Annotated in this window: 21 protein-coding genes; 20 read left to right on the top strand and 1 reads right to left on the bottom strand. The window is 44.3% G+C overall.

The window, feature by feature from the left end; all coding sequences use genetic code 11:
- Positions 1-151: 151 nt before the first annotated feature.
- From MKY42_RS06735 to MKY42_RS06745, 3 genes are all read left to right on the top strand, one after another.
- Positions 152-2,434: a YhgE/Pip domain-containing protein gene (locus MKY42_RS06735; protein WP_339849901.1), complete on the top strand. Its 2,283-nt coding sequence runs from the start codon at positions 152-154 to the stop codon at positions 2,432-2,434.
- A gap of 673 nt (positions 2,435-3,107) precedes the next feature.
- The gene (gene gltB, locus MKY42_RS06740; protein WP_339849904.1) at positions 3,108-7,706 is read left to right on the top strand and encodes a glutamate synthase large subunit; all 4,599 of its coding nucleotides are present in this window, start codon (positions 3,108-3,110) and stop codon (positions 7,704-7,706) included.
- A gap of 221 nt (positions 7,707-7,927) precedes the next feature.
- Positions 7,928-8,083, top strand: coding sequence for a hypothetical protein (locus MKY42_RS06745; protein ID WP_161634243.1), 156 nt, complete (start codon positions 7,928-7,930; stop codon positions 8,081-8,083).
- A gap of 107 nt (positions 8,084-8,190) precedes the next feature.
- Here MKY42_RS06745 and MKY42_RS06750 read toward each other — a convergent pair whose 3' ends face one another.
- Complete coding sequence (locus tag MKY42_RS06750; protein ID WP_024632898.1) at positions 8,191-8,559, bottom strand: helix-turn-helix domain-containing protein; 369 nt, start codon at positions 8,557-8,559, stop codon at positions 8,191-8,193.
- 331 nt (positions 8,560-8,890) lie between these two features.
- Between MKY42_RS06750 and MKY42_RS06755 the strand changes: the two genes are divergently transcribed.
- From MKY42_RS06755 to MKY42_RS06835, 17 genes are all read left to right on the top strand, one after another.
- On the top strand, positions 8,891-9,325 hold the full coding sequence (locus MKY42_RS06755; RefSeq protein ID WP_339849910.1) for a hypothetical protein: 435 nt from the start codon (positions 8,891-8,893) through the stop codon (positions 9,323-9,325).
- 151 nt (positions 9,326-9,476) lie between these two features.
- Positions 9,477-10,238: a CpsB/CapC family capsule biosynthesis tyrosine phosphatase gene (locus MKY42_RS06760; RefSeq protein WP_090894218.1), complete on the top strand. Its 762-nt coding sequence runs from the start codon at positions 9,477-9,479 to the stop codon at positions 10,236-10,238.
- Positions 10,239-10,297: 59 nt separating this feature from the next.
- On the top strand, positions 10,298-11,050 hold the full coding sequence (locus tag MKY42_RS06765) for a Wzz/FepE/Etk N-terminal domain-containing protein (RefSeq protein ID WP_090894219.1): 753 nt from the start codon (positions 10,298-10,300) through the stop codon (positions 11,048-11,050).
- A complete protein-coding gene (locus MKY42_RS06770; RefSeq protein WP_090894221.1) occupies positions 11,031-11,714 on the top strand; it encodes a CpsD/CapB family tyrosine-protein kinase in 684 nt (227 codons plus the stop codon). The genes MKY42_RS06765 and MKY42_RS06770 overlap by 20 nt, the downstream gene beginning before the upstream one ends.
- A 259-nt stretch (positions 11,715-11,973) precedes the next feature.
- Positions 11,974-12,882, top strand: a complete 909-nt coding sequence (galU, locus tag MKY42_RS06775) for a UTP--glucose-1-phosphate uridylyltransferase GalU (protein ID WP_339849914.1) — start codon at positions 11,974-11,976, stop codon at positions 12,880-12,882.
- Positions 12,879-13,547: a sugar transferase gene (locus MKY42_RS06780; protein ID WP_218152266.1), complete on the top strand. Its 669-nt coding sequence runs from the start codon at positions 12,879-12,881 to the stop codon at positions 13,545-13,547. The genes galU and MKY42_RS06780 overlap by 4 nt, the downstream gene beginning before the upstream one ends.
- 33 nt (positions 13,548-13,580) lie before the next feature.
- On the top strand, positions 13,581-14,543 hold the full coding sequence (locus tag MKY42_RS06785) for an SDR family NAD(P)-dependent oxidoreductase (RefSeq protein WP_179265561.1): 963 nt from the start codon (positions 13,581-13,583) through the stop codon (positions 14,541-14,543).
- A 24-nt stretch (positions 14,544-14,567) separates the two neighbouring features.
- Complete coding sequence (locus MKY42_RS06790; protein ID WP_090894227.1) at positions 14,568-15,761, top strand: glycosyltransferase family 4 protein; 1,194 nt, start codon at positions 14,568-14,570, stop codon at positions 15,759-15,761.
- 1 nt (position 15,762) lies between these two features.
- Positions 15,763-17,067 carry a hypothetical protein gene (locus tag MKY42_RS06795; protein WP_339849922.1) on the top strand — a complete coding sequence of 435 codons (1,305 nt, stop codon included), beginning with the start codon at positions 15,763-15,765 and terminating at the stop codon, positions 17,065-17,067.
- A gap of 44 nt (positions 17,068-17,111) precedes the next feature.
- Positions 17,112-18,227: a glycosyltransferase gene (locus tag MKY42_RS06800; RefSeq protein WP_090901913.1), complete on the top strand. Its 1,116-nt coding sequence runs from the start codon at positions 17,112-17,114 to the stop codon at positions 18,225-18,227.
- Positions 18,220-19,302, top strand: coding sequence for a glycosyltransferase family 1 protein (locus tag MKY42_RS06805; protein ID WP_339849924.1), 1,083 nt, complete (start codon positions 18,220-18,222; stop codon positions 19,300-19,302). Before MKY42_RS06800 ends, MKY42_RS06805 begins: the two co-directional genes overlap by 8 nt.
- A gap of 39 nt (positions 19,303-19,341) precedes the next feature.
- The gene (locus MKY42_RS06810) at positions 19,342-20,487 is read left to right on the top strand and encodes a glycosyltransferase family 4 protein (RefSeq protein WP_090894232.1); all 1,146 of its coding nucleotides are present in this window, start codon (positions 19,342-19,344) and stop codon (positions 20,485-20,487) included.
- Positions 20,488-20,518: 31 nt separating this feature from the next.
- The gene (locus MKY42_RS06815) at positions 20,519-21,415 is read left to right on the top strand and encodes a glycosyltransferase (RefSeq protein ID WP_339849929.1); all 897 of its coding nucleotides are present in this window, start codon (positions 20,519-20,521) and stop codon (positions 21,413-21,415) included.
- Complete coding sequence (locus MKY42_RS06820) at positions 21,415-22,800, top strand: oligosaccharide flippase family protein (RefSeq protein WP_339849931.1); 1,386 nt, start codon at positions 21,415-21,417, stop codon at positions 22,798-22,800. The genes MKY42_RS06815 and MKY42_RS06820 overlap by 1 nt, the downstream gene beginning before the upstream one ends.
- Positions 22,766-23,764 (top strand): polysaccharide pyruvyl transferase family protein, encoded by a 999-nt coding sequence (locus MKY42_RS06825; protein WP_339849933.1) that lies wholly within the window; start codon positions 22,766-22,768, stop codon positions 23,762-23,764. The genes MKY42_RS06820 and MKY42_RS06825 overlap by 35 nt, the downstream gene beginning before the upstream one ends.
- A gap of 48 nt (positions 23,765-23,812) precedes the next feature.
- Positions 23,813-25,201 (top strand): sugar phosphate nucleotidyltransferase, encoded by a 1,389-nt coding sequence (locus MKY42_RS06830; RefSeq protein WP_339849936.1) that lies wholly within the window; start codon positions 23,813-23,815, stop codon positions 25,199-25,201.
- Entirely contained in the window at positions 25,198-26,529 is a 1,332-nt protein-coding gene (locus tag MKY42_RS06835; RefSeq protein ID WP_090894244.1) for a UDP-glucose/GDP-mannose dehydrogenase family protein, read from the top strand. The genes MKY42_RS06830 and MKY42_RS06835 overlap by 4 nt, the downstream gene beginning before the upstream one ends.
- Positions 26,530-26,559 lie beyond the last annotated feature (30 nt).

Below are 26,559 nucleotides of genomic sequence, written 5' to 3' on the forward strand. Positions count from 1 at the left end.
CTTGTCGAGAGACAGGTTTGTTTTTTTGCTCTAAAGTGACCGTTTGAGGAAAGTGGTCACTTCGTGTTTCGGTAATTTTCCGGAACACATCAATTAATTTCATTATGGTTATTCTGCTTGGAAAGCAGAGAGAACAAGGGGAGAAAATGACATGAAATCTTTATCCGTGTTTTTCAAGGATGTGGGATCGGCCGTGAGAAACCCGAAGGTGTTGATCCCCGTTATTGCAATTTTGTTTATTCCGATTCTATATAGTGGTATCTATTTGGCGGCCTACTGGGACCCATATGGTCATGTCGATGAAATGCCGGTCGCGGTTGTTAACCTTGATAAAGGTGCAGAGCTGGAAGGCAAATCACTACATGTCGGTAGTGACCTCGTGGATGAACTGAAGAAGAATGCAGATTTTAAATGGGACTTTGTCAGTGCCAGCCAAGCCAAAGAAGGCATGGAAAACGACAAGTATTATATGCAAATCACGATCCCGGAAAACTTTTCATCCCAGGCAACCACGTTGCTTGATGATAAGCCACAGCCGGCTGATCTGATCTACGAACCGAATGGTAATTACAGCTTCGTGGGTGCGCAGATTGGCAAGACGGCCATTAAGGATCTGAAAGCTAAGGTTTCGGCCAAAGTGACGGAATCCTATGCGGAGACCCTGCTCGACAAGTTCTCCGAAGTATCGGATGGATTGGCTGAAGCTGGCGATGGCGCAGGAGACTTGAATACGGGCGCAGGCAAGCTGGATGACGGGGCGGTGAAGCTCAAGGATAATCTGGCGAAGCTGGCGTCCGGTACATTGGAACTTCAGGATGGCTTGTCTCCATTAAGTGATGGTGTCAATGCACTGCACACGGGTGCTACCAAACTTGAAAGTGGTACATCGAATCTGGTATCCGGTTTGCAGCAGCTTCAAACAGCCGCAACAAGCCAGCTTCAGAGCGGTGCAGATCAGTTGAAGGACGGCAGTGCCAAGCTGGAAACTGGACTGAAGTCTTCCGTAGACGGAGCAGGCAAGCTGCAAGCAGGTCTGCAATCGTCTGAGCAGGGCAGTGCGAAGCTGTCCGAGGGTCTGCAAAGTGCAGTGCAAGGCAGCGGCACTTTGGCCACTGGCCTGCAATCGGCAGTAGACGGCAGCAGCAAGGTTGCTGACGGTGCTCAGGGCGTTGCTGACGGGTTGAAGCAGCTTGCAGCATCCAACCCTGAGCTGGCAGCCAGTGAGGACGTACAGAAGCTGCTGGCAGCCAGTGCAGCAGTTGCCGAAGGCAGTAAGCAACTGCATGAGAGCGAACAGAAGCTTGCGCAGGGTGCAGATCAATTACACCAGGGCAATCAGCAACTTGCAGCGGGAGCGTCCGAGCTGCATGGAGGCCAAGAGCAGCTTCTGGCAGGTGCGAAACAGTTGGTGGATGGTCAGCAGCAATTGCTGGCGGGCGCTGGACAGCTTAGCCAAGGCGGAGCAAAGCTCTCCGATGGTCTGAAGCAGTTTAGCGGCAAGCTGGGCGAGGCTGCAAATGGCGGTACATTGCTGGCAGATGGAGCCAAGCAATTGGGTTCGGGAACCACAGCTCTGCAAACGGGTGTAGGTAAACTGAGCGGTGGCGTGAGTTCACTAACGGACGGCTCCAAACAACTCGGTGACGGTGCAGGCAAGCTGGCAGATGGTTTAACTGAGCTGAAAGACGGCTCAAGCGAACTGGCTACCAAGCTGAACGATGCAGCTCAGAAAACGTCAGAAGTCAAGAAAACGGACGATGTGGTGAATATGTTCGCTGAACCGGTGAATACAGCCGAGAACACAACAGAGAACGTAAGCAATTACGGTACAGGGTTGACGCCGTTCTTCCTGTCCATCGGTTTGTTTGTTGGATCACTGATTTCAACGATTGTTTTGAAAATGCGGGAAACTTCCGTACCGGGCGCCACGGGTTGGAATCGTTTTGTCAGCCGTACACTCGTATTCGGCTTTGTGAGCATTATCCAATCCGTAATCGTGGCAAGCTTCATGCTGTATGGTCTTGGACTGGAAACACACAGCGTACCGCTGTTCTATCTATTCACGATCTTTACGGGACTAACCTTTATGTTTATTGTTCAGGCTCTTGTAACTTGGCTTGACTTGCCAGGACGTTATGTTGTCATCCTGTTATTGGTCTTCCAACTTGCAGCAAGTGCGGGAACCTTCCCGGTAGAGCTGATTCCGTCATGGCTTCAGGCATTTAGCCCTTGGCTGCCAATGACGCACAGCATCATGGGCTTCAAAGCGGTTGTATCCAGTGGCAATTTCGATGTAATGTGGCATCAGGTCGGCATTCTGTCAATCTATGCAGGTATATCTGTGCTGCTGACCTTGGCTTTCTTCCTTTGGAACGGCAGACGTCGCAAAAAAGAAGCCGCAGTGGCTGAATCCGGTCAAGTTGTGACGGCATAAGCCGAATTGAACCGGAATCGGACAGAATAGTGAAAATAAACTTTGAACTCAAGTATCAAAATTATGCAATATAGTAGTCAAATAGTGCAAAGAGTCTGCGACCCGAAAATGGGTTGCAGACTCTTTTTGTATACAAATGCATAGGGATGAAGATAGTCGCTGGAGCAAGGTATAAGAATTTAGCTCAACTATGGTTAAACGTAGGCCACATATGGAATGATTTTCTTTTGTCAGCAATTAAAATTAGTTGTACTCTGACATAAAGTGTGTATAATTATTCGAAAAAGAGATGAATTTTAACGTCAGTACACTAAAGCTGTACTGCAAAACATTTCTTATCAGAGGTATTAAAAAGTTTAAATTGCGCTGATGTTAGGTCGGTGTTAAAATAATAGAACTATATCAAAAAACGTCGCTCCATATCAGCGACCGTGCCAGCGGTTGCGTGTTGTTATACCAAGCTGATTGCCGGCGATCCGGATCAGCTCATCTCATGGTTGGCCTCTGCCGCAATAGCAGCACTTGTAAGATTGACAGCATTTATTGCTGTCGCCCTCGTTCATCTAGCGGCGATTATTCATATTGAAAATGCCCGCTCCTCCCGTTTCATTGTTGCTTGTTGCCTATGTTCTTGATCTTTCCGAAATACTTCATTATAGAAAGGTTGCGTTCCATGAGACACATCGGATTACCTCCTAAACAGGGTCTGTACGACCCACAGTTCGAAAAAGACGCATGCGGGATGGGTTTTGTTGCCAACATCAAAGGAGTACCTTCACACGACATCGTTAGTCAGGCACTGACCATGCTCAGTAACATGGAACACCGCGGAGGACAGGGCAGTGAGCCGAATTCCGGTGACGGAGCCGGTATCTTGATCCAGATTCCACATCGCTATTTTGCACAGGAAGCGGACCGTCTTGGTTTTGCATTGCCTGAACAGGGCTTCTACGGTGTAGGAATGTTGTTCCTTTCACAAGATCCTGTCATTCGAAACGCGCATGAAGAGAGCCTTAAGAAGATCATTGAAGAAGAAGGCCAGACGTTCCTGGGTTTCCGGGATGTGCCTACGTTTGATGAGATGCTGGGACGTTCTGCCCTTGCAGCCAAGCCTTATGTACGTCAGGTGTTCATTGGAAGATCGGCAGAAGTTAAGGATGAATTGGGATTTGAACGGAAGCTGTACGTCATTCGCAGACGTGCGGAGCTGGCTATTCGGTATTCGGCGGAGGAAGCAGAGGGTGGTTCATTCTACCTGCCAAGCTTGTCCTGTCGCAAAATTGTCTACAAAGGCATGCTGACAACGGAACAGGTGGGACAGTTCTATCTGGATCTTCAGGAAGAGCTCGTGGAATCAGCGATTGCGCTTGTTCACTCCCGTTTCAGTACGAATACATTCCCAAGCTGGGAACGAGCTCACCCGTATCGCTTCATGATTCACAATGGTGAGATCAATACGATGCGTGGTAACGTGAACTGGATGCATGCCCGGCAGTCGCTGTTTGAGAGTGAATTGTTCGGTAACGACATCTCGAAAGTAAAACCGGTTATCAACCCGGATGGTTCAGATACAGCGATGTTTGATAACACGCTGGAGTTCCTGTATTTGAGCGGCCGTTCATTGCCACATGTGGCAATGATGATGGTTCCTGAGCCTTGGAGTACAGATGAGGGCATGGACCCTGCCAAAAAAGCATTCTATGAATATCACAGCACGATGATGGAGCCGTGGGACGGACCGGCAGCAATGGCCTTTACCGACGGTTTGCAGATTGGTGCAACACTTGACCGTAATGGTCTGCGTCCTGCACGTTACTATGTAACGAAAGACGACCGTATTATTTTGTCCTCCGAGGTAGGGGTACTTGATATCGCTCCTGAAGAAATTCTATATAAAGATCGTCTGCGTCCTGGACGTATGCTGCTTGTCGATACAGAACAAGGCCGTATCATTGCAGATGAGGAAGTGAAAGCTCTCATTGCGGCCGAGAATCCGTATCAGGATTGGCTCGATGAGCATCTGATGGATCTGAATGAGCTGCCGGATGCACCGGAACTGCCTGATCCAAAACATGATAACGTCACCCAGCTTCAGCTGGCCTATGGATATACATTTGAAGAATTACGCAAAGTGTTGGAGCCAATGGCTTCAACAGGTATGGAGGCTACAGGCTCCATGGGCTATGATGCACCGCTGGCAGTTCTGTCGGATCGTCCGCAGCGTCTGTATAACTATTTTAAGCAGATGTTTGCACAAGTTACCAATCCACCGATCGATGCGATTCGTGAAGAGATTGTAACGTCTACGGCAACAACGATCGGACCTGAGCGTAACCTGCTGAATCCTGAACCGGAGAGCTGTCGTCAGATTCGTTTGGATACACCGGTACTTTCTAATGAGGATTTTGCGAAGATTCGCCACGTTCGTCGTCCGGGCTTCCGTTCCATGACGATTCCGATCTTCTTTACTGCCAAAGAGGGCGCAGAAGGACTTCGCAAAGCGATGGAACTGCTCTTTGAAGCTGCGGACCGTGTCATTGACAAAGGTCATAACATTTTGATCCTGTCTGACCGTGGTGTGGACGCCGAGAATGCCGCTATTCCAGCATTGCTGGCTGTAGCAGGTTTGCATCACCATCTGATTCGTAAAGGAACCAGAACCAAAGTCAGCATTTTGCTGGAGTCGGCTGAGCCGCGTGATATTCATCACTATGCCTTGCTGCTTGGTTACGGCGTAAGTGCCGTGAACCCTTATCTGGCGTTTGAAACGCTGGATGACATGATTCAGCAAGGGCTGCTGCGTGGCATCTCACATGAGAAAGCCGTGAAGAATTACATCAAAGCCGCTACCAAGGGCGTTATTAAAATATTGTCCAAAATGGGAATCTCGACGATTCAATCCTATCGCGGAGCTCAAATTTTTGAAGCGGTGGGTCTGAAATCAGATTTCGTTGATCGTTACTTTACCTGGACGCCTTCCCGAATTGGCGGGATTGGTCTGGAAGAAGTGGCTGCCGAAGCATTGACTCATCACAACCGTGCCTTTACGGACAAAGATGGCAATGACAAGGTACTGGATTCCGGCGGGGAATACCAATGGCGTAACGACGGAGAAGAGCATCTGTTCAATCCGCAGACGATCCATACGCTGCAGCATGCAGTACGTACGGGCGATTACAAACTGTATAAAAAGTATTCCAAACTTGTGCAAGGTGAAAATGATCAGTTGCTGACCATTCGCTCCATGCTGAAACTGAAACCGGTCGGTCCTGCGATTCCTTTGGAAGAAGTGGAATCCGTCGAAGATATTATGCGCCGTTTCAAAACAGGGGCAATGTCCTTCGGCTCGATCAGCAAAGAGGCACACGAAGATCTCGCTATTGCAATGAACCGCGTTGGTGGTAAATCCAATACAGGTGAAGGCGGGGAAGATCCGGCTCGCTTCATTAAAGATAGCAACGGTGATTCTCGTCGCAGTGCGATCAAACAGGTGGCTTCCGGACGGTTTGGTGTAACATCCAACTATTTGGTTAATGCCGATGAGATTCAGATCAAGATGGCACAGGGAGCAAAACCGGGTGAAGGTGGACAGCTGCCTGGACGTAAGGTATACCCTTGGGTTGCTGAGGTTCGTGGATCAACACCAGGTGTAGGTCTAATCTCTCCTCCACCGCATCATGATATCTACTCGATTGAGGATCTGGCTGAGTTGATCTATGACTTGAAAAATGCCAATCCACGTGCAGAGATTAACGTTAAATTGGTATCCGAAGTCGGCGTTGGAACGATTGCGGCGGGCGTAGCCAAAGGTCGTGCCGATATTATCCTCGTCAGCGGTTATGACGGCGGTACAGGTGCATCCCCGCAAGGCTCGATTCGCCACGCGGGAATGCCTTGGGAGCTGGGTCTTGCAGAGACACATCAAACGTTGATGTTGAACAATCTGCGTGACCGTGTTGTTCTGGAAACTGACGGCAAAATGCTGAATGGCCGTGACTTGGCTATCGCTGCTTTGCTGGGAGCTGAGGAGTATGGATTCTCAACAGCACCACTCGTTGCACTCGGCTGTATCATGATGCGTGTCTGCCAGATGGATACATGTCCGGTAGGTGTAGCGACACAAAACCCTGAATTGCGTAAAAATTACACGGGAGATCCTGCTCATGTCGTCAACTTCATGCGTTTTGTTGCTGAAGATGTCCGTGAAATCATGGCTGAGCTTGGCTTCCGTACGATTCAGGAAATGGTGGGGCGTACCGATTGCCTCGAAACGGTAGAGGCTGTAGACCACTGGAAGAAAAAAGGTGTAGATCTATCCGTATTGCTGCATGTGCCTGAAATGCCAGAAGGCTCTGCACGTTACCGTACACAGCATCAGAACCACCAATTGGAAGAGACGCTGGATATGCAGCAGCTGCTGCCATTGGCAAAACCTGCGCTTGAATCCGGTCAACCGGTTGAAGCAGTGCTTCCAATTACCAACGTTAACCGTGCAGTAGGTACCATTTTGGGTAGCGAAATTACACGCAAATATGGAATTGCAGGCTTGCCGGAAGATACGGTTCAGTTCAAATTTGTCGGCTCTGCTGGACAAAGCTTTGGGGCCTTTGTACCTAAAGGCATGACATTGACCGTTGAAGGGGACTCCAATGACTATGTAGGTAAAGGATTGTCCGGAGGTAAACTGATCGTCATGCCTTCACCAAAAGCGACATTTGATGCCGAAGATAACATCATCATTGGTAACACCGCTCTATATGGGGCAACCAGTGGTGAAGCCTATATTCGTGGTATCGCCGGGGAGCGGTTTGCTGTACGGAACTCCGGTGCCAAAGTGGTTGTTGAAGGTGTAGGTGACCATGGTTGTGAGTACATGACGGGTGGACGTGTCGTCGTTTTGGGTGATACAGGTCGTAACTTTGCAGCCGGGATGTCTGGCGGTATTGCTTATGTGTATGATCCAAAAGGCACATTCCTGCAACGTTGTAATCTGGAAATGGTACTTTTGGAGCGTATCGAAGATGTCTCTGAGAGTGCAGATCTGCGAGGCATGATTCAACGTCATGTTGCGAATACAGGCAGTGCGGCTGGACAGCGCATTCTGGATAACTGGCAGCAATCTGTAGATCAATTTGTTCGGGTTATTCCGAAGGACTTCAAACGAATGACCGAGCAAATCGAACGGATTCAGGCAACAGGCCTGACCGGAGAGGCGGCTTTGCTGGCTGCTTTTGAAGCCAACATGCGTGAACTTGCACGTACAGGAGGATAATCCTTTCCTGTTCGATTGCATGAACGGGTTGTATTAAGAAGAATAGGAGCTTTATGGCGTCCAATGCGGCGCTGTAGAGCTCCTATTTGGTTTTCGACAAAATTAGAACCCGCACAAAAAACGCTATCGCCATGAGACGACAACATTGAAGAACTTTCTCAAGTATAATAAGGCTAGTTTTGGAGGGCAGGGAAAGTATAAAGATAAGAGAGGTTAGCGGAATGAATATGAAGCATCCAAACAGGGGCGATCGTAAGCCGAAAGGTAAACCAGTCGAAGCAACCCAGATGGACATCATGAAAGTTTTACTGCAATGCGGAATCGACCCGGAGCGTTGGAACCATTTCGTATCCTCCGACAACAACAAGCGGGCTTGACAACACATCGACAAGCATCGAATAGATGGAGGGAAATCAAATCAAGACATAAAAAAGCCCAGAAACCGGAGCGTGATATTCCTCGGTGCTGGGTCTTCTTTGCGGATTTAATCCATACTGCGTTCCATACGGACAAAAGCAATAAAACGACGTGCCTCTTCTTCTGTTAAGGGTTTGCCATCAATCATCAGACCGAAGCGCTCCAACACTTCCTTATCCGATAATTCAAGGGCGTCCACGAATTCCCTTACGTCCTCATCCATCACGACATCGCTTTGTTTCGTTCGTCCAATGAGATAATCAATGGATACGCCAAAGATGTCAGCAAGTCTCGTTAACACTTCGAAATCCGGTTTGCGTCGGTTCTTCTCGTAGTGGGAGAGAGCAGCTCTTGTAATATGAATGGAGCTCGCAAGTTCTTCTTGAGTAAGTCCCCGCTGTTCCCTTAATTCAGCAATGCGATTTCCGTAGCTCATATGCTATTTCCCCCTGAACGCCATCAAATATATATTGAAACAATCCTGAGCCAAATGTTTGATCAGGGCAGCTTTCCTGCATCATCGTAACGCCTTAGTAGTCCTAGTTGTATATAGGTCTGTCTAAGGACATCTCATATTGTCGTAAATCAAAAGAACCATGTCCAAATACTGCTTGACATGATACAAATTGTATCGTAAATTGGACGTATGGAGTTACAAAATGTATCATTTGGGATATTTTAAGTATGACCACGTTGCCTAGCCAATATACCTGTGAGAAGGAGTATAGGCAACCTTGCAAGCTAATCCATTCTAAAGGAATGAAGCCATGAATTCAATGATTCAGGAATGGGCGGATCTCAAATTAAATGTCCATATGTACATTCAGGAGTTTCATGGCAAATGGGTGGACCGCAAAAGACGCCCCGTTCTGTTGCTTGGTATGGACACACGAGCGATCACCTTCCTGAGCGACCTGGACTTGCCGATATCACCAGAGATGCTGATTGGTTTGGATGTAGAAGATAGCCATGTATGTGTGCGACTCCACGCAAAGTTGCAATGGAAACAGCCTTTCGGTGAGCTCACATTGTATCATTCAAACTTGCATATTCAGCAAGAGCAGACACTATATATAACGGGACAGTTAAATACAATGATTCGAGAAGTTCAGTTTCCGACTGTTTCCCGGTTTCAGTATGAGAAGGCATCGAAACCACCTAACTTGCAGGAAACCTATCATTACATTGATTTTACCATATGAAATGAACACATTCTAAACATATTCTGAACAAGCATGTACTTAACGCCATTTTACTATATTTCATAGCGTTATGCATTAGTTCTTTAACACCAAAAGCATTTGCGCAATGAATAAAGGGGCGAGGGGGATCATACATTGAGGAAGTTTGGATATGGTTGAAATGCACTGCCACATTTTATCCGGTCTGGATGATGGCCCTGTCCATATGGAACAGTCCATTGCGATGGCTGAGAAAGCGGCAGCCTCAGGCATTACCTCGATCATTGCTACTCCGCATCACCTGAACGGGCAGTACAACAATAAACCCAACGTGGTCAATCAGGCAGTGGACCTGCTACATGCAGAACTTCGCAAACGCAACATTCGCTTGGAGATCCGTCCCGGACAGGAGATCAGGGTGCATGACAACCTGATTGGAGACTTATATGCAGGAAAGTGCTGCACACTCGCCGGGAGCCGATACATGTTGCTGGAATTGCCCTTTGGTCATATCCCCTCGCAGTTCCCCGGGATACTCCAAGAACTTAAGTTGGCGGGTATCATTCCTATTATTGCTCATCCCGAACGAAATCGTCCAATCCAGAACAATCCCGATTTGTTGGTTGAATATGTTGAGCAAGGTGCTCTATGTCAAATCACGGCTCAATCGGTCTTGGGGCTTTTCGGAAGAAAAGTTCAGAAATGGTGTTTCCATTTTTGCAAAGAAAACGGATTTCATTTCATTTCATCAGACGCCCATAATATGGAAGAAAGAACATTCTCAATGAAAGCCGCATATCACCTGCTTGAACGCCGATTTGGAAGTCGTCTAGTTCAAACTTTGCAAAATAATGCGTGCTCGGTATGGAACAATTATCAAATCATAGAGCCGGAAGAACCCGTAATGATGAAGCGTAGATTGTTGTTCTGGTAACCAGCTAAGAGGAAACGATCTTCATCATAATTTGCTGACTTAAATGGGAGGAATACGAGATGGAGCTAAAAGAGTATATGCAAATTTTACGCAAACGTTTTTGGATCATCATTGCCTTCGTTGCGGTTGCTTGTATTGGGGCAGGTGTTAAAAATTATTTTTTGACTGTACCTATTTACGAGGCGAATGCCAAATTAATCGTGAACCAGGCATATAATGCTCAAGGTGTACCGAGCCTCGATATTAGTTCAATTCAAACCAACATTAAAGTGATTAATTCGTATATTGAAATAATCAAATCTTCGGCAATCCTCGATAAAGTAGCAGCTACATACCCCGATCTTGGCATGAACGGTAATGAATTGGGACGAAGCCTAAGGGTAACCACCGCGAATGAATCCCAGGTTATGAGTTTGACCGCCACCGGTTTATCTTCTGAAAAAGCGGCAAAAACGGTAAATGCCGTTGCCAAAGTGTTTAAATCCCAAATTCCCTTAATTATGAAAGTGGATAATGTAACCATTCTGAGTGAAGCCAAACCTACGGACTCCTCTGGACCTATCAATATAAATCCCGTTATGAACATCCTGATCAGTTTCTTTGTCGGACTTCTACTATCTATAGGGTTTATATTCCTGTTGGAATACCTGGACGATACTTTGAAAACAGAGGATGAACTAGAGAAGGAACTGGGTATACCTGCACTAGCTGTCATCTCCAGAATCCGAAAAGAAGACGCCCGTTTTTCCAAGCAGACAACCATATCTCAAAAACAGGTAGGTGATGGCCAGTATGCCACGGTTAACCAATGATAAAGGGAGCCTTGTAACCATGGCTAATCCCAAGTCTACGTCATCTGAGGCGTATCGAAAGTTGAGAACCAACATCCAATTCTCATCGATTGATAGTCAGATTCAAACGATCATGATTGCTTCGGCGTTGTCCGGTGAAGGAAAAACGACAACGATAGGTAATTTGGCAGTTACCTATGCGCAAGAGGGAAAAAAGGTTTTGCTTATGGATACGGACTTACGTAAACCTGCGGTGCATCGCATGTTTAATGTTCCTAACCATGTGGGGCTGACGAGTGTATTATCCAGCCAATATAAAGTTACGGAAGTACTTCGGGAAACCGGAGTGGAAGGGCTGCATGTTCTGTCTTCCGGCCCTATACCTCCTAATCCTTCAGAGATGATTGGATCTCGTAAAATGACGGCCTTGCTCCAGGATTTGAAGGAAGAATACGATGTGATTTTATTTGATACACCTCCTGTTCTGGCAGTTACCGATGCTTTAATTATTAGTTCATTGTGTGATGGGGTCATTCTTGTCGTAAGTGCAGGCAAGGTGAAGAGGGATCTGGTTAGAAAGGCAAAAGCCCACCTTGAACATGTGAATGCACGTATCCTCGGAGCAGTTTTGAACAATGTACAGGTGCCCAAGAGCCGGAATGCGTACTATGGGGAAAATGTGTAACAAATGCACACATTTGATCCATAAATAATGTCATCAAGGTGATGTCTACTATACCTTTATCAAGGTAGGCACTCGGTCACACTGTGGGTAGTGTACCTTAGACGTATATCGTCAAGGGTGTGATGTGAGGTTGGGTTTAATGCCCTTTTATGAAATTAAAAGTAAGAATTGCATCAATTTATTTCATGGTTTCATGGATTTAAATGATCCAACTCATGCTTTTAAACATAAAAAAATAATAATGGATAGGGTGGTATTTATGACTAAAGTGAGGAAAGCAATCATTCCCGCAGCAGGCTTGGGGACCCGATTTTTACCCGCTACAAAGGCAATGCCTAAAGAAATGCTCCCTATTGTGGATAAACCGACCATTCAATACATCGTTGAAGAAGCTGTAGCTTCCGGGATTGAGGACATTATTATTGTAACGGGCAAGGGAAAACGTGCGATTGAAGATCATTTTGACAGCGCGTTTGAACTGGAGCAGAATTTGCTCGAAAAAGGAAAGCTCAGCTTACTGGAAGAAGTCCGGAAGTCCTCCAACGTTGATATTCATTACATAAGGCAGAAGGAAGCGCTGGGACTCGGGCATGCAGTCTGGTGTGCTCGAAGTTTTATTGGTAATGAACCGTTTGCTGTATTACTTGGCGATGATATTGTGGTTTCGGATGTGCCGTGCACGAAGCAACTCATTCAGCAATATGAGAAGGTCAACCAGTCTGTACTCGGAGTAAAAACAGTAAGTCCAAGTGAAACTTACCGCTATGGAATTATTGATCCCCTGCATACAGAGGGACGTTTATCTTCTGTGAACAGCATGGTTGAAAAGCCACCTTTGGGTACAGCACCTTCCAATTTGGCTATTATGGGCCGTTACATTTTGACACCGAAAGTATTTGAGTATCTGGAAGAACAAAATGTGGGTGCGGGTGGTGAGATTCAGCTCACGGATGCGCTGCAAATGCTGAATCGGGATGAAGGAATCAGTGCTTATGACTTTGAAGGCTCCCGGTTTGACGTGGGTGAGAAGCTGGGCTATATCCTGACGACACTTGATTTTGCCCTCAAAAATAAAGAATTGCGTGCGCCGGTTCTAATGGCGATCGAAGAGATTCTGATGAAGGAACAATTGAACCAAATGCTTGTAGCAGGAGGGGATAGTCTGTGAAACTTTCAAGACCGGAATACTTTGGGAGTGGAGAAGCCCTGGCCAAGGATGGCACTTCGGCAGTATTGGAACAGCCTTACTCCCAGCGTGTTGGCGGATATGCTGACGTAATAAAACCGTTTATTGATTTTATTATTGCGGCTGTGCTGTTGCTGATTACATCACCGGTCATGCTTGTTGCAGCGCTTATGATTAAGCTTGATTCCAAAGGACCTGTAATATTCAGACAAGAACGTTACGGGAAAAACGGAGTTAAATTTAGTATTTATAAATTCAGAACGATGCGTACAGATGCGCCCAAATATGGCGTATCTCCAACGACAAGCGATGATCCGAGAATTACACGGCTGGGTAGATTACTTCGTAAAACGAGCCTGGATGAGCTGCCACAATTGCTGAATATTATCAAGGGTGACATGAGCTTCATAGGTCCCAGACCTGAAATGAAGCGAATCGTAGAAGAAAGCTACACGGATCTGGAGCGCAGACGGTTTCTGGTGAAACCGGGAATTACTGGGTTATGGCAAGTAAGTGATGTTCGCAAAGAGCCGATTCACCACAATCTGCAATATGATTTTCACTACATCTCTAACGTTTCCTTAAAGATGGATATCATTATCATTTTTAAAACCATTGGCGTTATGATTAAAAGTAATACATTTTAACCTACTCATTAGATAATATGGAGTGTGATCGCATTGAAACATGTTGTAGTGACGGGAGCGGCCGGTTTCCTAGGCTCACATCTAGTCAAATCATTAATTGATCAGGGACATCAGGTTACCGGAATAGATAACCTTTCAACAGGCGTTTCTAAAAATCTGCAAGAGGTGGCTAACAGCCCCCTCTTTTTTTTCGTTGAAGCTGATGTAACGCTGCCCGACTCACTGGATTTTCTGGTAGATCAGCCAGTAGATGAAGTCTATCATCTGGCCTCACCTGCTTCACCCAAATTCTATCAGGCGGATTCGATCGGAACGATCTGGGTGAACACTCGAGGAACCTATCATTTGTTGGAGCTCGCCCGTACCAAAGGAGCCAAGTTCCTGTATTCGAGTACGAGCGAAGCTTATGGAGATCCCGAGGTTCATCCACAGCCTGAGAGTTATCGAGGTAACGTGAACACTTGGGGACCAAGAGCCTGTTATGATGAGGCCAAGCGTTTGGGCGAAGTGTTTTGTTATGAATACTACACGAAACACAGTGTTCCCGTGAAGGTAGCGCGTATTTTCAATACGTATTCCTCAGGACTCCGAAACGATGACGGTCGTGTCATTTCCAACTTTGTAACACAGGCACTGACAGGACAGGATATTACAGTATACGGGGACGGATCACAGACTCGCTCATTCTGTTATGTGGATGATAACATTCGAGGACTACAGCAGCTGATGGCTGTAGATAGAGCGAATGGGGAAATCATCAACATTGGTAATCCCACAGAATATAGCGTACTTGAAGTTGCTCGTTTGGTTAAAGAGCTTACGCAATCAGACAGCAATCTTGTTTTTTTACCTTTGCCAGAAGATGACCCTAAGGTTAGACGTCCGGTCATTGACAAGGCTCGAGAAATTTTAAATTGGGAACCGGAGATTGGCTTGGAAGAAGGATTAAAACTTACGATCGATCATTACCGGGCGATGCTGCAGGAAACCTCATGAAGCTGATAAAGTGAGTTGAGAAGAATGGAAAAAGTATTAATTGCTCACAGCTTGTATCCACCCCATATTATTGGAGGCGCGGAGATATCAACACAAATTTTGGCGCAGACGATGAATCGTCATTATGAGGTCAAAGTCATTACTGTAGGTGGGCACGAGAAAAGGGAAATACGTACAGAGATGATTAACGGGGTTGAAGTCTCGCGGCTGCCTTATAACAATCGGTACTGGATCGGAGATACTGTACAAGAAACGTCCGCAGCCAATAAGATGATGTGGAGAGTCCAGGATATTTTTAATATCAGGCAATATCGATACATTAAGGCATTTCTAACCAGAATACAACCTGCTATTATTCATACCCAGAATATCCCTGGTCTGAGCCTGGCGATCTGGAAGGCTGCACATGAGTTGAATATTCCGGTTGTGCATACCCTACGTGATTTTTCATTAATTGACCCGATCAAAATTTCTGCCTACTCCAGGTTATATAGGCAAATATCAAGAAGATCCAGCCGAATGATATCTTCGGTCATTGGTATATCCAATCATATCCTTGGGAGTCATACAACGCTTGGTTTCTTCGAACAATCCTCCAAACATGTCATTCATAACATTGTAGAGGAGAACAACAATGTCCAGCAGTTGTATGCACAGAAAGAGATTCACCATCATCAGCCATTGAATATCGGTTATTTTGGGCAATTAACGGAAGTAAAGGGTGTTCAATATCTAATTGATGCGGTAAAAAGTCTTGGACGGGATATTGTGGGCAACCTGCATATTTTTGGGGATGGTCCACTGCTGCACCATTTGAAACAGTTAGCAGGGTCCGAATCACGCATTATTTTCAGAGGGAAACTGGATAAATCTCAGATTGCCTTACAGATGAAAGAGATGGATCTCACCGTTGTTCCCTCCACTTGGGCTGAACCTTTTGGAAGAGTTGTGATCGAATCGTATCAGGTAGGCACGCCTGTGTATGCTTCTCGTGTTGGAGGCATGCCAGAGATTCTGGTTGAACCGGGGAAATTTTCATTTCCTGCCTACAATTCAGAGGCTATTGCTCAAGGAATTCTTCAATATTATCATTTACCCGAACAGGATAAGGTTCAATTGAAACAACAGTGTTATGCGCATAGCCAGACTTTTAATGAAGCCTATCTTCTTAAAGAACATATCAATATATACGATAAGTTAATCAGGCGTGGAGGGTAAAATGCAAATTACTTCCTTGAATGCCAGACCCCATTCGTATGTTTATGTGAAGCCAGAATCACATTATTCACTATTCAATACAACCGTCTATATATTGCTGATCTATTTATCCATCTATGGTTTGGTCTCTATTTATGTCGATAACATCATCATTCGTTCACTAAAGGACGTAGGCATGGTGTTGGTCGCGATCTTTGCTTTAGGGAAAGTATACCGAAGCCAGACTTTATTCATTAGGCCTTTTCTATTCATATTGGGTTCAGTTATTGCACTAGGTGCGTTAAATCTGTTACTGGGTGCGAGTGTTGTAACACTTATATACGGGATTAAAATCACATTTTTACCGTTAATTATGATGTTTACCGGGATGCTCATCTCACAATGTCAAGGCATTTATGCGTTTGCCAGAACAAACCTGATTATATTTATTTTATTAATTGTTGGTTGGCTGGTTCAGTACTCACTTGGGATTGAAAAGTTGATTTCGCTTGGTTTTATCTATGGAGTGAACATTAAAAACTATTTAGAAGGTGTACCTCGCCTGTCATCTATAACCTATTCACCTGACGGATATGCGTATGCTTTGCTTATAACAGGCTTGATTGCAGAACGAACTAAAATGGCATTGAAACATCGTTTTTTTCGAGTAATCATTCAATTACTGACAATCAGCTTCTTGCTATTGTCGACCATTCGATCAGCACTGTTACTATGGTTTGTATATCAAATCATTATGTTCTTTCTCCAGATTCGAAAATATAGCAAAAAAAACACACTGCTAATTGGCGTTACTTTCATGCTGCTCCCAGCAGCTGTGTTCTTCGGGAGCAGAATGCTTGAATCTAAAAATTTGCTTTCCAGTTCTTCCTTATTGGATCGGTTACAGACATGGGGGAACAGTCTTACTTCTCCGTTTACGATGAATGGAGTAATTGGCAATGGCATTGGTTCGGTAGGGGCGGCAAGCCGGAGAACGTATATGATCGGTGTGAACTCTAGCAATTTTGCGGTAGACAATCAGTATTTTTCCTTATACGAGCAGACAGGTTGGATCGGAATCATTTATTTTGTCGTTTTATTTATGTGGATTGTTGTCTCTCTTGTCAAGAAAATGAATACGTCAACTGACTCGAGCCCTTTGCATCTGCCTCAGATGGCACTTGCACTTGGCGCGGGAGTGGCAGCTGCAAGTCTTACAACGAATGTACTTGAGTTGTTTCCTGCCAACGTTTTCTTCTGGATGCTCATTGGCATGGCTATTGTTCAGTCTCGTAATTCAGGGGAAATATCACAGAAAGTGGGGTGAGAAGATTGAGGATTTTACACATCGGCGAATACGTCGTTGGTGGAATGGCGACCTATCTTAATGAAGTTGTTGGATACCAACGTGAATTTTTCGATGTTTATCTGCTGATGAGTGACTATAATTCGGCTTCTGATTTTGATTTGGAGCCAGATCACATTCTGCGTTATAAGTATACACGTCACCCCAAATACTTTTTCGCGGCCATGAGACAAATTCATCAAGCCATTAAGTCTATTCAACCAGATATTATTCATATTCATAGCTCATTTGCGGGTATCCTCGCAAGGGGCTTATTTTTTATTTTTCCACAAAAAGCTAGCGTTTTTTATTGTTCCCATGGCTGGGCTTTTCTAATGGACACCAAACCATTGTACAGAAAAGGTTATTTTTTAATAGAAAAGCTTATGGAATATAAAACGGATGTCATTGTTAATATTTCCAAGTATGAACTGGAACAATCTTTACGTTTGGGTTTATCCGCTTCTAAGTCCAAACTTGTCTATAACGGTATACGTGAACGCGAAGCTAGTGACTTTATTCCCTTAAACAAATCTTCAGAGGAGACGGATATCATTCAGTTGTTATTCGTGGGCAGGTATGACCGACAAAAAGGGCTTGATATTGTACTGGATATGTTTAAAAAACATCCGGAATTGCAGCAGCACATTCGCTTGTATGTTATCGGAGACACCGTACTTGAAGACAAGGTATGGGAATTTCCCGAAAACATTATTCGTCTTGGCTGGGTGAACAATGCGGAAATCGATCGATATTATCAGCAATGTGATGCGGTCATCATGCCATCCAGATGGGAAGGTTTTGGACTTGTTGCTATCGAGGCTATGAAGAATCGGAAACCCGTTATCGGAAGTAGTCGCGGAGCTTTACCGGAACTCATTCAGCATGGTGAAAGTGGATATATTTTTGATATTGAACATTCTCATGAACTGTTGAACATCCTGAAGAACCTAGATAAGGCTGAATTGGTAGCAATGGGTGAGGCAGGTTATGCCATCTATAAGGATAAATTTAACGCTTCTCGGATGAACGAAGAAATTGTGGGGCTCTATTATGAGGCGTTTACAGGAGCTTCTGTTCAGGAAATACCCGTGACGAGTCGCTTAGAATTTTCGAAGAGAGCTGGAGATGCACATGATTAAAATATATATTAATGCTCGTTTTTTGACCCAGACCATAACCGGAGTTCAGCGATATGCACTGGAGCTTGTAAAAGAAATGGATCAATTGATTGATCGGGGTGAAATTGACGGAAACCGTTATGAATTTTGCTTATTATCTCCCTCCAATATAATTAACGAACCAGCATTCAAGCATATACGCCACAAAGCGGTTGGTAAGTTGAAAGGACATCTTTGGGAGCAACTTGAACTTCCCTTTTATGCCAAGGGAGGATTGTTAATCAACCTGTGTAACACGGGTCCGGCTTTTAACAAAAATCAGATTGTAACCATCCATGATGCTGCTGTCTTCAATTACCCGAAGGCTTTTTCTTTTGCTTTCCGTGCCTGGTACAAATTTTTGATGGTTCGACTGGGGAAAACATCCAAGAAGATTATTACTGTATCTCACTTCTCCAAAGGAGAACTGATGCAGCACTGTAAAATAGCGGAGCACAAGCTCGTGGTCACTCATCTGGGTATTGATCACATTCATCGAAAAAAGGCGGCTGCAGGAACGATCGAAAAATATGGTATTCAATCACCTTATGTCTTGGCTGTGAGTACGATGAATCCCTATAAAAACTTCAACTTGATTTTTGAAGTATTACCTGAGATCGAAGCTCACAATCTGAACGTTGTTATTGTTGGTTCTAAAAACAGTAAAGTTTTTGGTGAACAGACATGGGCCAAATCCGATGCTGTTAATTGGGTGGGCTATGTTACAGATGAGGAATTAAAGGCGCTTTACGAGGATGCGGCTGGGTTTATATTTCCTTCCTTGTATGAAGGCTTCGGCTTGCCACCTTTGGAAGCAATGGCGTCAGGTTGCCCCGTTATTGTATCTTCTCGTGCATCCATTCCAGAAGTATGTGGAGATGCTGTTTTGTATTTTAATCCGGACAGTCCGAAAGAAGCAGCTTCACAATTGATTGAAATTACATCCAATCCGGAATTAAGCAAGCAAATGTCTTATAAAGGAAAAAATCACTCGGGCCTGTTTTCCTGGAACAAATGTGCTAAAGACACGGTGAACATCATTATGAACACGATGTAGATACTCTTTCGATAAGACCTCTCAAGGGAGATAAAATGTATGAATAAGGTTTTTGTTGCTATTGATTTCCCCCCGGAAAAAGGAGGGATTCATGATTATGCTTATGGACTTATATCTCAGATTCCGGCAGAAGAGACCACGGTTCTAACTAATAAAATAAAGGATGTTGCAGCCTCCGAACAATTTGACCAGAAGGCCGATTTCGAGATTATCCGGAAGCGAATCTTTTGGAATTCCAATAAGCTCCTGCTCATCGTATCGCAGCTTATCCTAGTCTTCCAGCTTATTATTCTGAAATGGCGCAAAAAGGCGGACGAAATACATTTTGTTAACATATTTCCAGTAGGCATCGCTGGCCCGTTGATGAAAACATTTTTTGGAGTGAAATATTTCCCTTATGTTCACGGTCTGGATGTTATGGGGATGGTGAAGAGCAAGTTATTCCCACTCCTGTTGTTCATTTTGAGGCGGTCTGACAAGGTGATTGCCAATAGCCAGTATACGAAGTCAAAGTTGGTTGAGCTCGGTATTCCAGAGCTGCAAATTGTCATTATCCCACCAGGATTAAACGTAAGCAAATTAAACGCTAATTCTGGACTTCATGAAGATATCCGGGATAAATATAATCTGCATGATAACAAAGTGATGATAACCGTCTCTCGTTTGGTGGAGCGCAAGGGACATGATGTTACTCTTAAAGCGATTAGTCATGTGATCGAGCGGATTCCTAATCTGAAATATCTAATATGTGGAGAGGGTCCACACAGAGGGGAACTGGAACGTTTGGTGAGGCAGTACGGATTAGATTCTGTAGTTGTTTTCACAGGCGGCATTACTGACCATGAGCTGCATCAATTATATGAATGTTCTGATTTATTCATCATGCCTAGCCGCGATATTAAGGAAAAAGGTGATGTAGAAGGCTTCGGAATCGTATTCCTTGAAGCCAATTACTACAGATTACCTGTGATTGCGGGCAATAGTGGTGGAATTCCTGACGCAGTAAAGGACGAGATAACCGGTTATCTGGTAAATCCTCTGGATGAAAAGGAAATCGCCAATCGTATCGAAGAATTGATTACAGATGAAGGACTGGCCAGAACGATGGGAAATAACGGTTATGACTGGGTCACTAATCATTGCTTATGGTCGCATCGCGGACAGCTGTTGAAGCAATTAGCCTGAACAAATAAAACTTTATATTTGGGGTGAGATCATGAGGGCTTCAGTATCCATTTGTACACACAACAGAGCAATAGACACGATGCAGGCTGTTGAAAGTGTTTTGAATGGGGACACGGGTAGTGCTGATTACGAGATACTGGTTATTGATAATAATTCAACTGATAATACCAAAGAATTATTCGACTCTCTTAACATGCCAGCGCATGTTCGCTATATTTTCGAGCCTCAATTAGGATTATCCTATGCAAGAAATAGAGCGATACAGGAAGCGAAGGGGGAGTTTATTTTATTCCTGGATGATGACGCACTAGCGTGTTCTACCTGGATTAAAGAAGTCGTTAGAATTTTTGATATGGATTCCCAAATTGGTTGTGTTGGTGGAAAAATAGTACCTATCTGGGAGGGGGGAAAGCCTGATTGGATACCACATGATATCGTTAGTCTGTATACGCTGATGGATTTTTCGAGCGAGATTGTGGAAATGCAGGCACCCTCTATTCCTTTTGGAGCTAATGTAGCTTTCAGGATGAGTATTTTTCAGCAGATTAAACCATTTAGAGAAGATTTGGGACGTGTAGGTAGCAATTTAATGTCAAGTGAAGAAAGTGAGCTAATTGGCCGAGTTCGTCAAGAGTATAAAGTTTTTTACAGTCCATACGCTATTGTAGAGCACAAAATAGCAAAAAGTAGGTTAACTAAACGTTGGTTACTGCGAAGAGTTTATTGGCAAGGCATTAGTGATGCAACACGTTATAAGAAGAGTGGATGGGGAATATTCAAGCATACTGTAAGGATTATTCAGGCGGCATTATTAATATTAATCTCATTTAATAATGTCCAAAAGGTCATGAGTGAAATGGCAAAGATATCTTATCGTAACGGAACGATCGTAGGGTCTTTCCGGAACAGCAGAGGACTGAACACCTGATGAACATGGCAATTGCCAAAAAACCAAGGCAGCATAGCATGGTGCAGACCATTTTTATGACCAGTGTTGCCAATATTCTTATTATGGCTGTGACAACGCTCACTTCTATTATTACAGCTCGAATGTTCGGGGCAACGGGTAAAGGTGAACTTGCTGCTGTATTGTTCTGGCCCGCCTTTATATCTGGTCTAGCTGCATTTGGTCTGCCAACCTCGTTAATCTACAATGTGAAAAAGAATATCAATCAATTACCCACTTACATCAGCATGAGTTTTGCAGTTCAAATTCCTATCAGCTTGATCGCTGGGATTGTAAGTTGGTTTGGCATCTCTTTCTGGCTCTCCGGGTATTCGGAATCGGTCGTTTCCATTGCTCGCTGGTATACGGTATCCATGGTTCCTGTAATGCTGTTTATGGGAGTGCTTGCAGCAGCCGCCCAAGGAACGGATAAATTCCATATTTATAATCTATCCAGGCTGTTTGCTCCCTTATTTAATCTTGTTGGTCTGGTGTTCCTGTGGATAACAGGCATATTGACGGTAGAAAGAGCAATTATTGTTAGTTTTGCAGCGAATATACTTGTATTGATCTGTTACATGTATGCCATGCGGCAGCAAATATTCAGTTCAGTAAGCAAGCTGGCAGGACAATTTAGAACCTGTGTTCACCTATTCAGTTATGGCATTCGAGTATATGGTGTGGAACTGCTTGGTACTTTGTATAACCAGTTCGATAAAATTATTATTTTAGCTTTGCTTACACCCAAAGATTTTGGGTTGTATTCGGTTGTTTTTGCCCTCTCTCGAATGTTTAACGTAGTTCAGACTGCGATAACGAATGTGATCTTTCCGAAGGTCGCAGGCATGGAGCAGCAGAAGGTGCTGACTCTTGTAGGCAGAGCCTTCCGCATCAGTATGGTTCTTATGACGATCATCATCATACCTAGTATGCTGATTGGTCGTTTTTTTATTGGAATACTGTTCGGACCGGAATTTCTTGAAGCTAGCGGTGTGTTTTATTTGTTATCTCTGGAATGCATTGTTGGCGGAGGGTCCTGGATTCTGGCTTCGGCATTCAATGCATTGGGCAGACCTGGTGTAATCGTACTTCGGCAGATTGTAGCATTGGCAGTGACCATTACTTTATTCTTTGTGCTCACTCCACTTCTGGGCTTATACGGAATAGGGTTGGCATTATTGCTCGGTTCCTTTGTTCGCATATTGATGTCATTGGCGTCAGTATCCATTATTTTCAAAGTACCTATGCATAAGATGCTGTACAACAAGGAAGATATTACGTTTCTAAAGGAAAGATTGAGAGAGAAAAATATACTTAAAGGAGCCGGAAAAGATGTCAAACGTGCAAACGATTCATCCCATGGATGAGTTGAAAAAACGGCTTGAATCCATACTGGATGTCATACCTTCTAATTCCAAAATTTATTACATTGATTATCCTGTTCATAGTAATTGTGGAGATCTTCTTATTATGAAAGGAACAGAGACTTTTTTTAAAGATCATCGTATTCACGTCACCCATAGATACAGTGTTTATGATTTTGATTATCAGATTGAAATACCGCGGGATCAAATTATTGTACTTCATGGTGGCGGGAATTTTGGCGATTTATACGAAGCGCATCAAAAATTGAGAGAAAATATTGTCCAGCATTATCCCAATCATAAGATTGTGATTCTTCCTCAGACGATATTTTATAAGGATCAGTCTGCTCTTCATAGAACCGCTGCTATTTTTAATAAACATCCAGATCTCCATATATATGTACGGGATGAGACTTCGTTCCAAATTGCTTCCCATAATTTTACCAACTGTCAGGTAGCATTAATTCCTGATATGGCACATCAATTATGGCCAATTGATGTGAAACATTCCCCACGTAAAGAGAAGCTGAATTTTTTTAGAACAGATATTGAACAAATCTCTCAACAATCTTTGATTTCATCAGAACAGAAGGGTGACTACTTAGATTGGCCAACATTATATAACAGATATGAAAAGAAACTTATTTATTACATCAGTAAAGGATTGAAAAAGCGGGCGTCACGAGCCATTTCACAGTTTTTATGGATGAAATATAGTGATTATCTGGTGAACAAGGCTATTCGTTGTTTCGCAGACTATCGCATGATTCATTCTTCCAGATTACATGGACACATCTTATCTTGCCTTATGGCAAAACCCAATGTGCTAATTGATAACTCCTACGGGAAAAACTCGGGATATTATAGCATCTGGACTCATGAAGTTAACACGGCAAACATGGATTCCTCTTCAAAAGCCAGTTCTCCACCTGCGCCTAACTATATGGAAACAACCGCAACAGTATAAAAAATCCGGGTCCAATGTATGTAAACTATAGAGAGTGGAGTGATAACCATGAGAATCGTACTTCTCTCCGGTGGATCAGGCAAGAGGTTATGGCCCTTATCCAACGATACGAGATCGAAGCAGTTCCTGAAAGTACTGGAGGGCCCTGAAGGGCAGACTGAATCCATGGTTCAACGCGTATGGAGGCAACTGCAGCACACAGGGCTAAGCGAAAAGGCCACGATTGCAACGAGTAAGCCACAGGTGGAGATTTTGCGAAGTCAACTGGGCGATGAGGCTGATCTTGTCGTCGAGCCGGAACGCAGAGATACCTTTCCTGCAATTGCTTTAGCAGCCGTTTATCTGTACTCGGTGCAGGGAGTCAGTCTGAACGAAACGGTTGCTGTACTTCCCGTTGATCCATATGTGGAGGAATCCTTTTTCTATAAAGTTACGGAGCTTGAAGGAGTGTTGGATGAGTCTGGTGCGGAACTCGCATTAATCGGGGTGAAACCCACTTATCCTTCAGAGAAATACGGTTATATTATTCCCGATCCACACGAAACCGAAAAACATAACCATTACGCCAAAGTATCACGTTTTCAAGAAAAACCCTGTGAGACTGAAGCGGCAGAGATGATAGAGCAATCTGCCCTTTGGAATTGCGGGGTTTTTGCATTCAAGCTGAATTATCTCATTAATCTGCTGATCTCACTTGAACTGCCAATTCAATATGAAGAGATGCTCAAACAATACGGAAGGCTGGAGAAAATCAGTTTCGACTATCAAGTTGTTGAAAAGGCCTCTCAAATTGTAGTTACTCCTTACGATGGATATTGGAAAGACCTTGGGACCTGGAATACGCTGACAGATGAGATGAGCACCAACATTGTGGGCAAGGGAGTAGTTACAGATAGCTCATTAAACACACATTTGGTCAACGAGTTGAATATCCCGGTATGTGTACTAGGCGTTTCAAACGTAATTGTAGCTATAAGCCCAGATGGTATTCTGGTCAGCGAGAAAGAGGCTAGTCCACAAATCAAAGAAATTCTTAAAGATAGTGCGGAACGTCCCATGTATGAAGAACGACGCTGGGGCTGTTATAAAGTTCTTGATTATACACGGAATTCCCAGGGAGAAGAGGTACTAACCAAGCGCATTATTATTGGGGCTGATAAAAATTTATCTTACCAATATCATCTGAAACGAAACGAAGTTTGGACAGTTGTTTCCGGGCAAGGTGAGTTGATTCTGGATGGTGATTTAAAACAGATTAATCAGGGCGATACCATTTCAATCCCATCTGGCGGAAAACATAGTGTAAGAGCTATCACAGAACTTGAAATCATTGAAGTTCAGATGGGCAGTGAGCTGGTGGAAGAGGATATCGTACGAATCGAGATGGAATGGACAGATATTATCCAAAATTGCGTGAATTGGGGGAAAACAAGATGAATATTGCGGTGATTGGAACAGGGTATGTAGGTCTTGTATCGGGAGTATGCTTTTCGGAGATCGGCAACCAAGTCATCTGTGTGGACAACAATGAGGCCAAAGTGAAGATGCTCAACGAGGGCAACGTGCCCATCTACGAGCCCGGCCTCAAAGAGTTGATGGCTTCCAACATGCAAGCAGGCAAACTATCGTTCACCTCCAATATTGCTGATGCGATTAGTCAGTCGGATATTATCTTTATCGCTGTAGGCACGCCTTCTCTTCCCAACGGCGAGGCCAACCTGAGCTATGTGGAGCAAGTAGCTATAGAGATTGGAAGTCACATAGAAAGCTACAAAATTATTGTGACCAAAAGCACCGTTCCTGTAGGCACCAATGATCGTGTTCGTGAGCTGGTTAGCAGTATTTCATCTCAGCCTTTCGATGTGGCTTCGGTTCCCGAATTCCTTCGAGAAGGATCTGCAGTCAAGGATACGCTGAATCCTGACCGGATTGTCATTGGAACAGACAGTGATCGTGCGATTAAATCACTAAAAAAACTTCATCGGCCATTGACCGAGAACCTGATCATTACGGATATTCGGTCGGCAGAAATGATTAAATATGCTTCCAATGCATTTCTTGCTACCAAAATCTCATTTATAAATGAAATCTCGAATATATGTGAAAAAGTAGGCGCTGACGTTACACGAGTAGCCGAAGGCATGGGCTACGATAAACGTATTGGAGCTTCCTTTTTGAAGGCAGGTATTGGTTATGGGGGTTCATGTTTTCCAAAAGATACACAGGCGCTAATTCAGATCGCAGGCATGGTGGATTATGATTTTAGACTGTTAAAATCGGTTGTCCAGGTAAACCAGGATCAGCGTTTTCATGTCATTCACAAACTGGAAGAGGCGCTAGGATCTTTAAAAGGAAAAACAATTGCTGTCTGGGGATTAGCGTTTAAACCGGAGACAGATGACGTGCGGGATGCTCCAGCAATCGATATCATTCAGCATTTAAGTGATGCCGGAGCAGTAATCAAGGCCTATGATCCCATTGCAACTGCGAACTTCCGTAAAGAAGTAGATGTCGCCTCCATCACGTGGGAGGAGAATCCGCTTCATGCTGCTGAAGGAGCAGACGCCCTGTGCGTGTTGACTGAATGGAAGGAATTCGCTCATATCGATCTGAATGAACTGGCCAAAATTATGAAGGATCCCATCATGATTGATGGTCGTAATCTGTATAGCGCTGAACAGGTTCAGGCGTCTACTCTTCAATATTATTCTGTTGGTCGTCCGGGTTTGACGAAGCTGGAAGGGAAAGCGGCAGCAATCATCTAACCGCTATTCATCATCTTGAATGTGAGTGAG

The sequence above is a fragment of the Paenibacillus sp. FSL W7-1088 genome (genome assembly GCF_037969855.1).
GTDB lineage: Bacteria > Bacillota > Bacilli > Paenibacillales > Paenibacillaceae > Paenibacillus.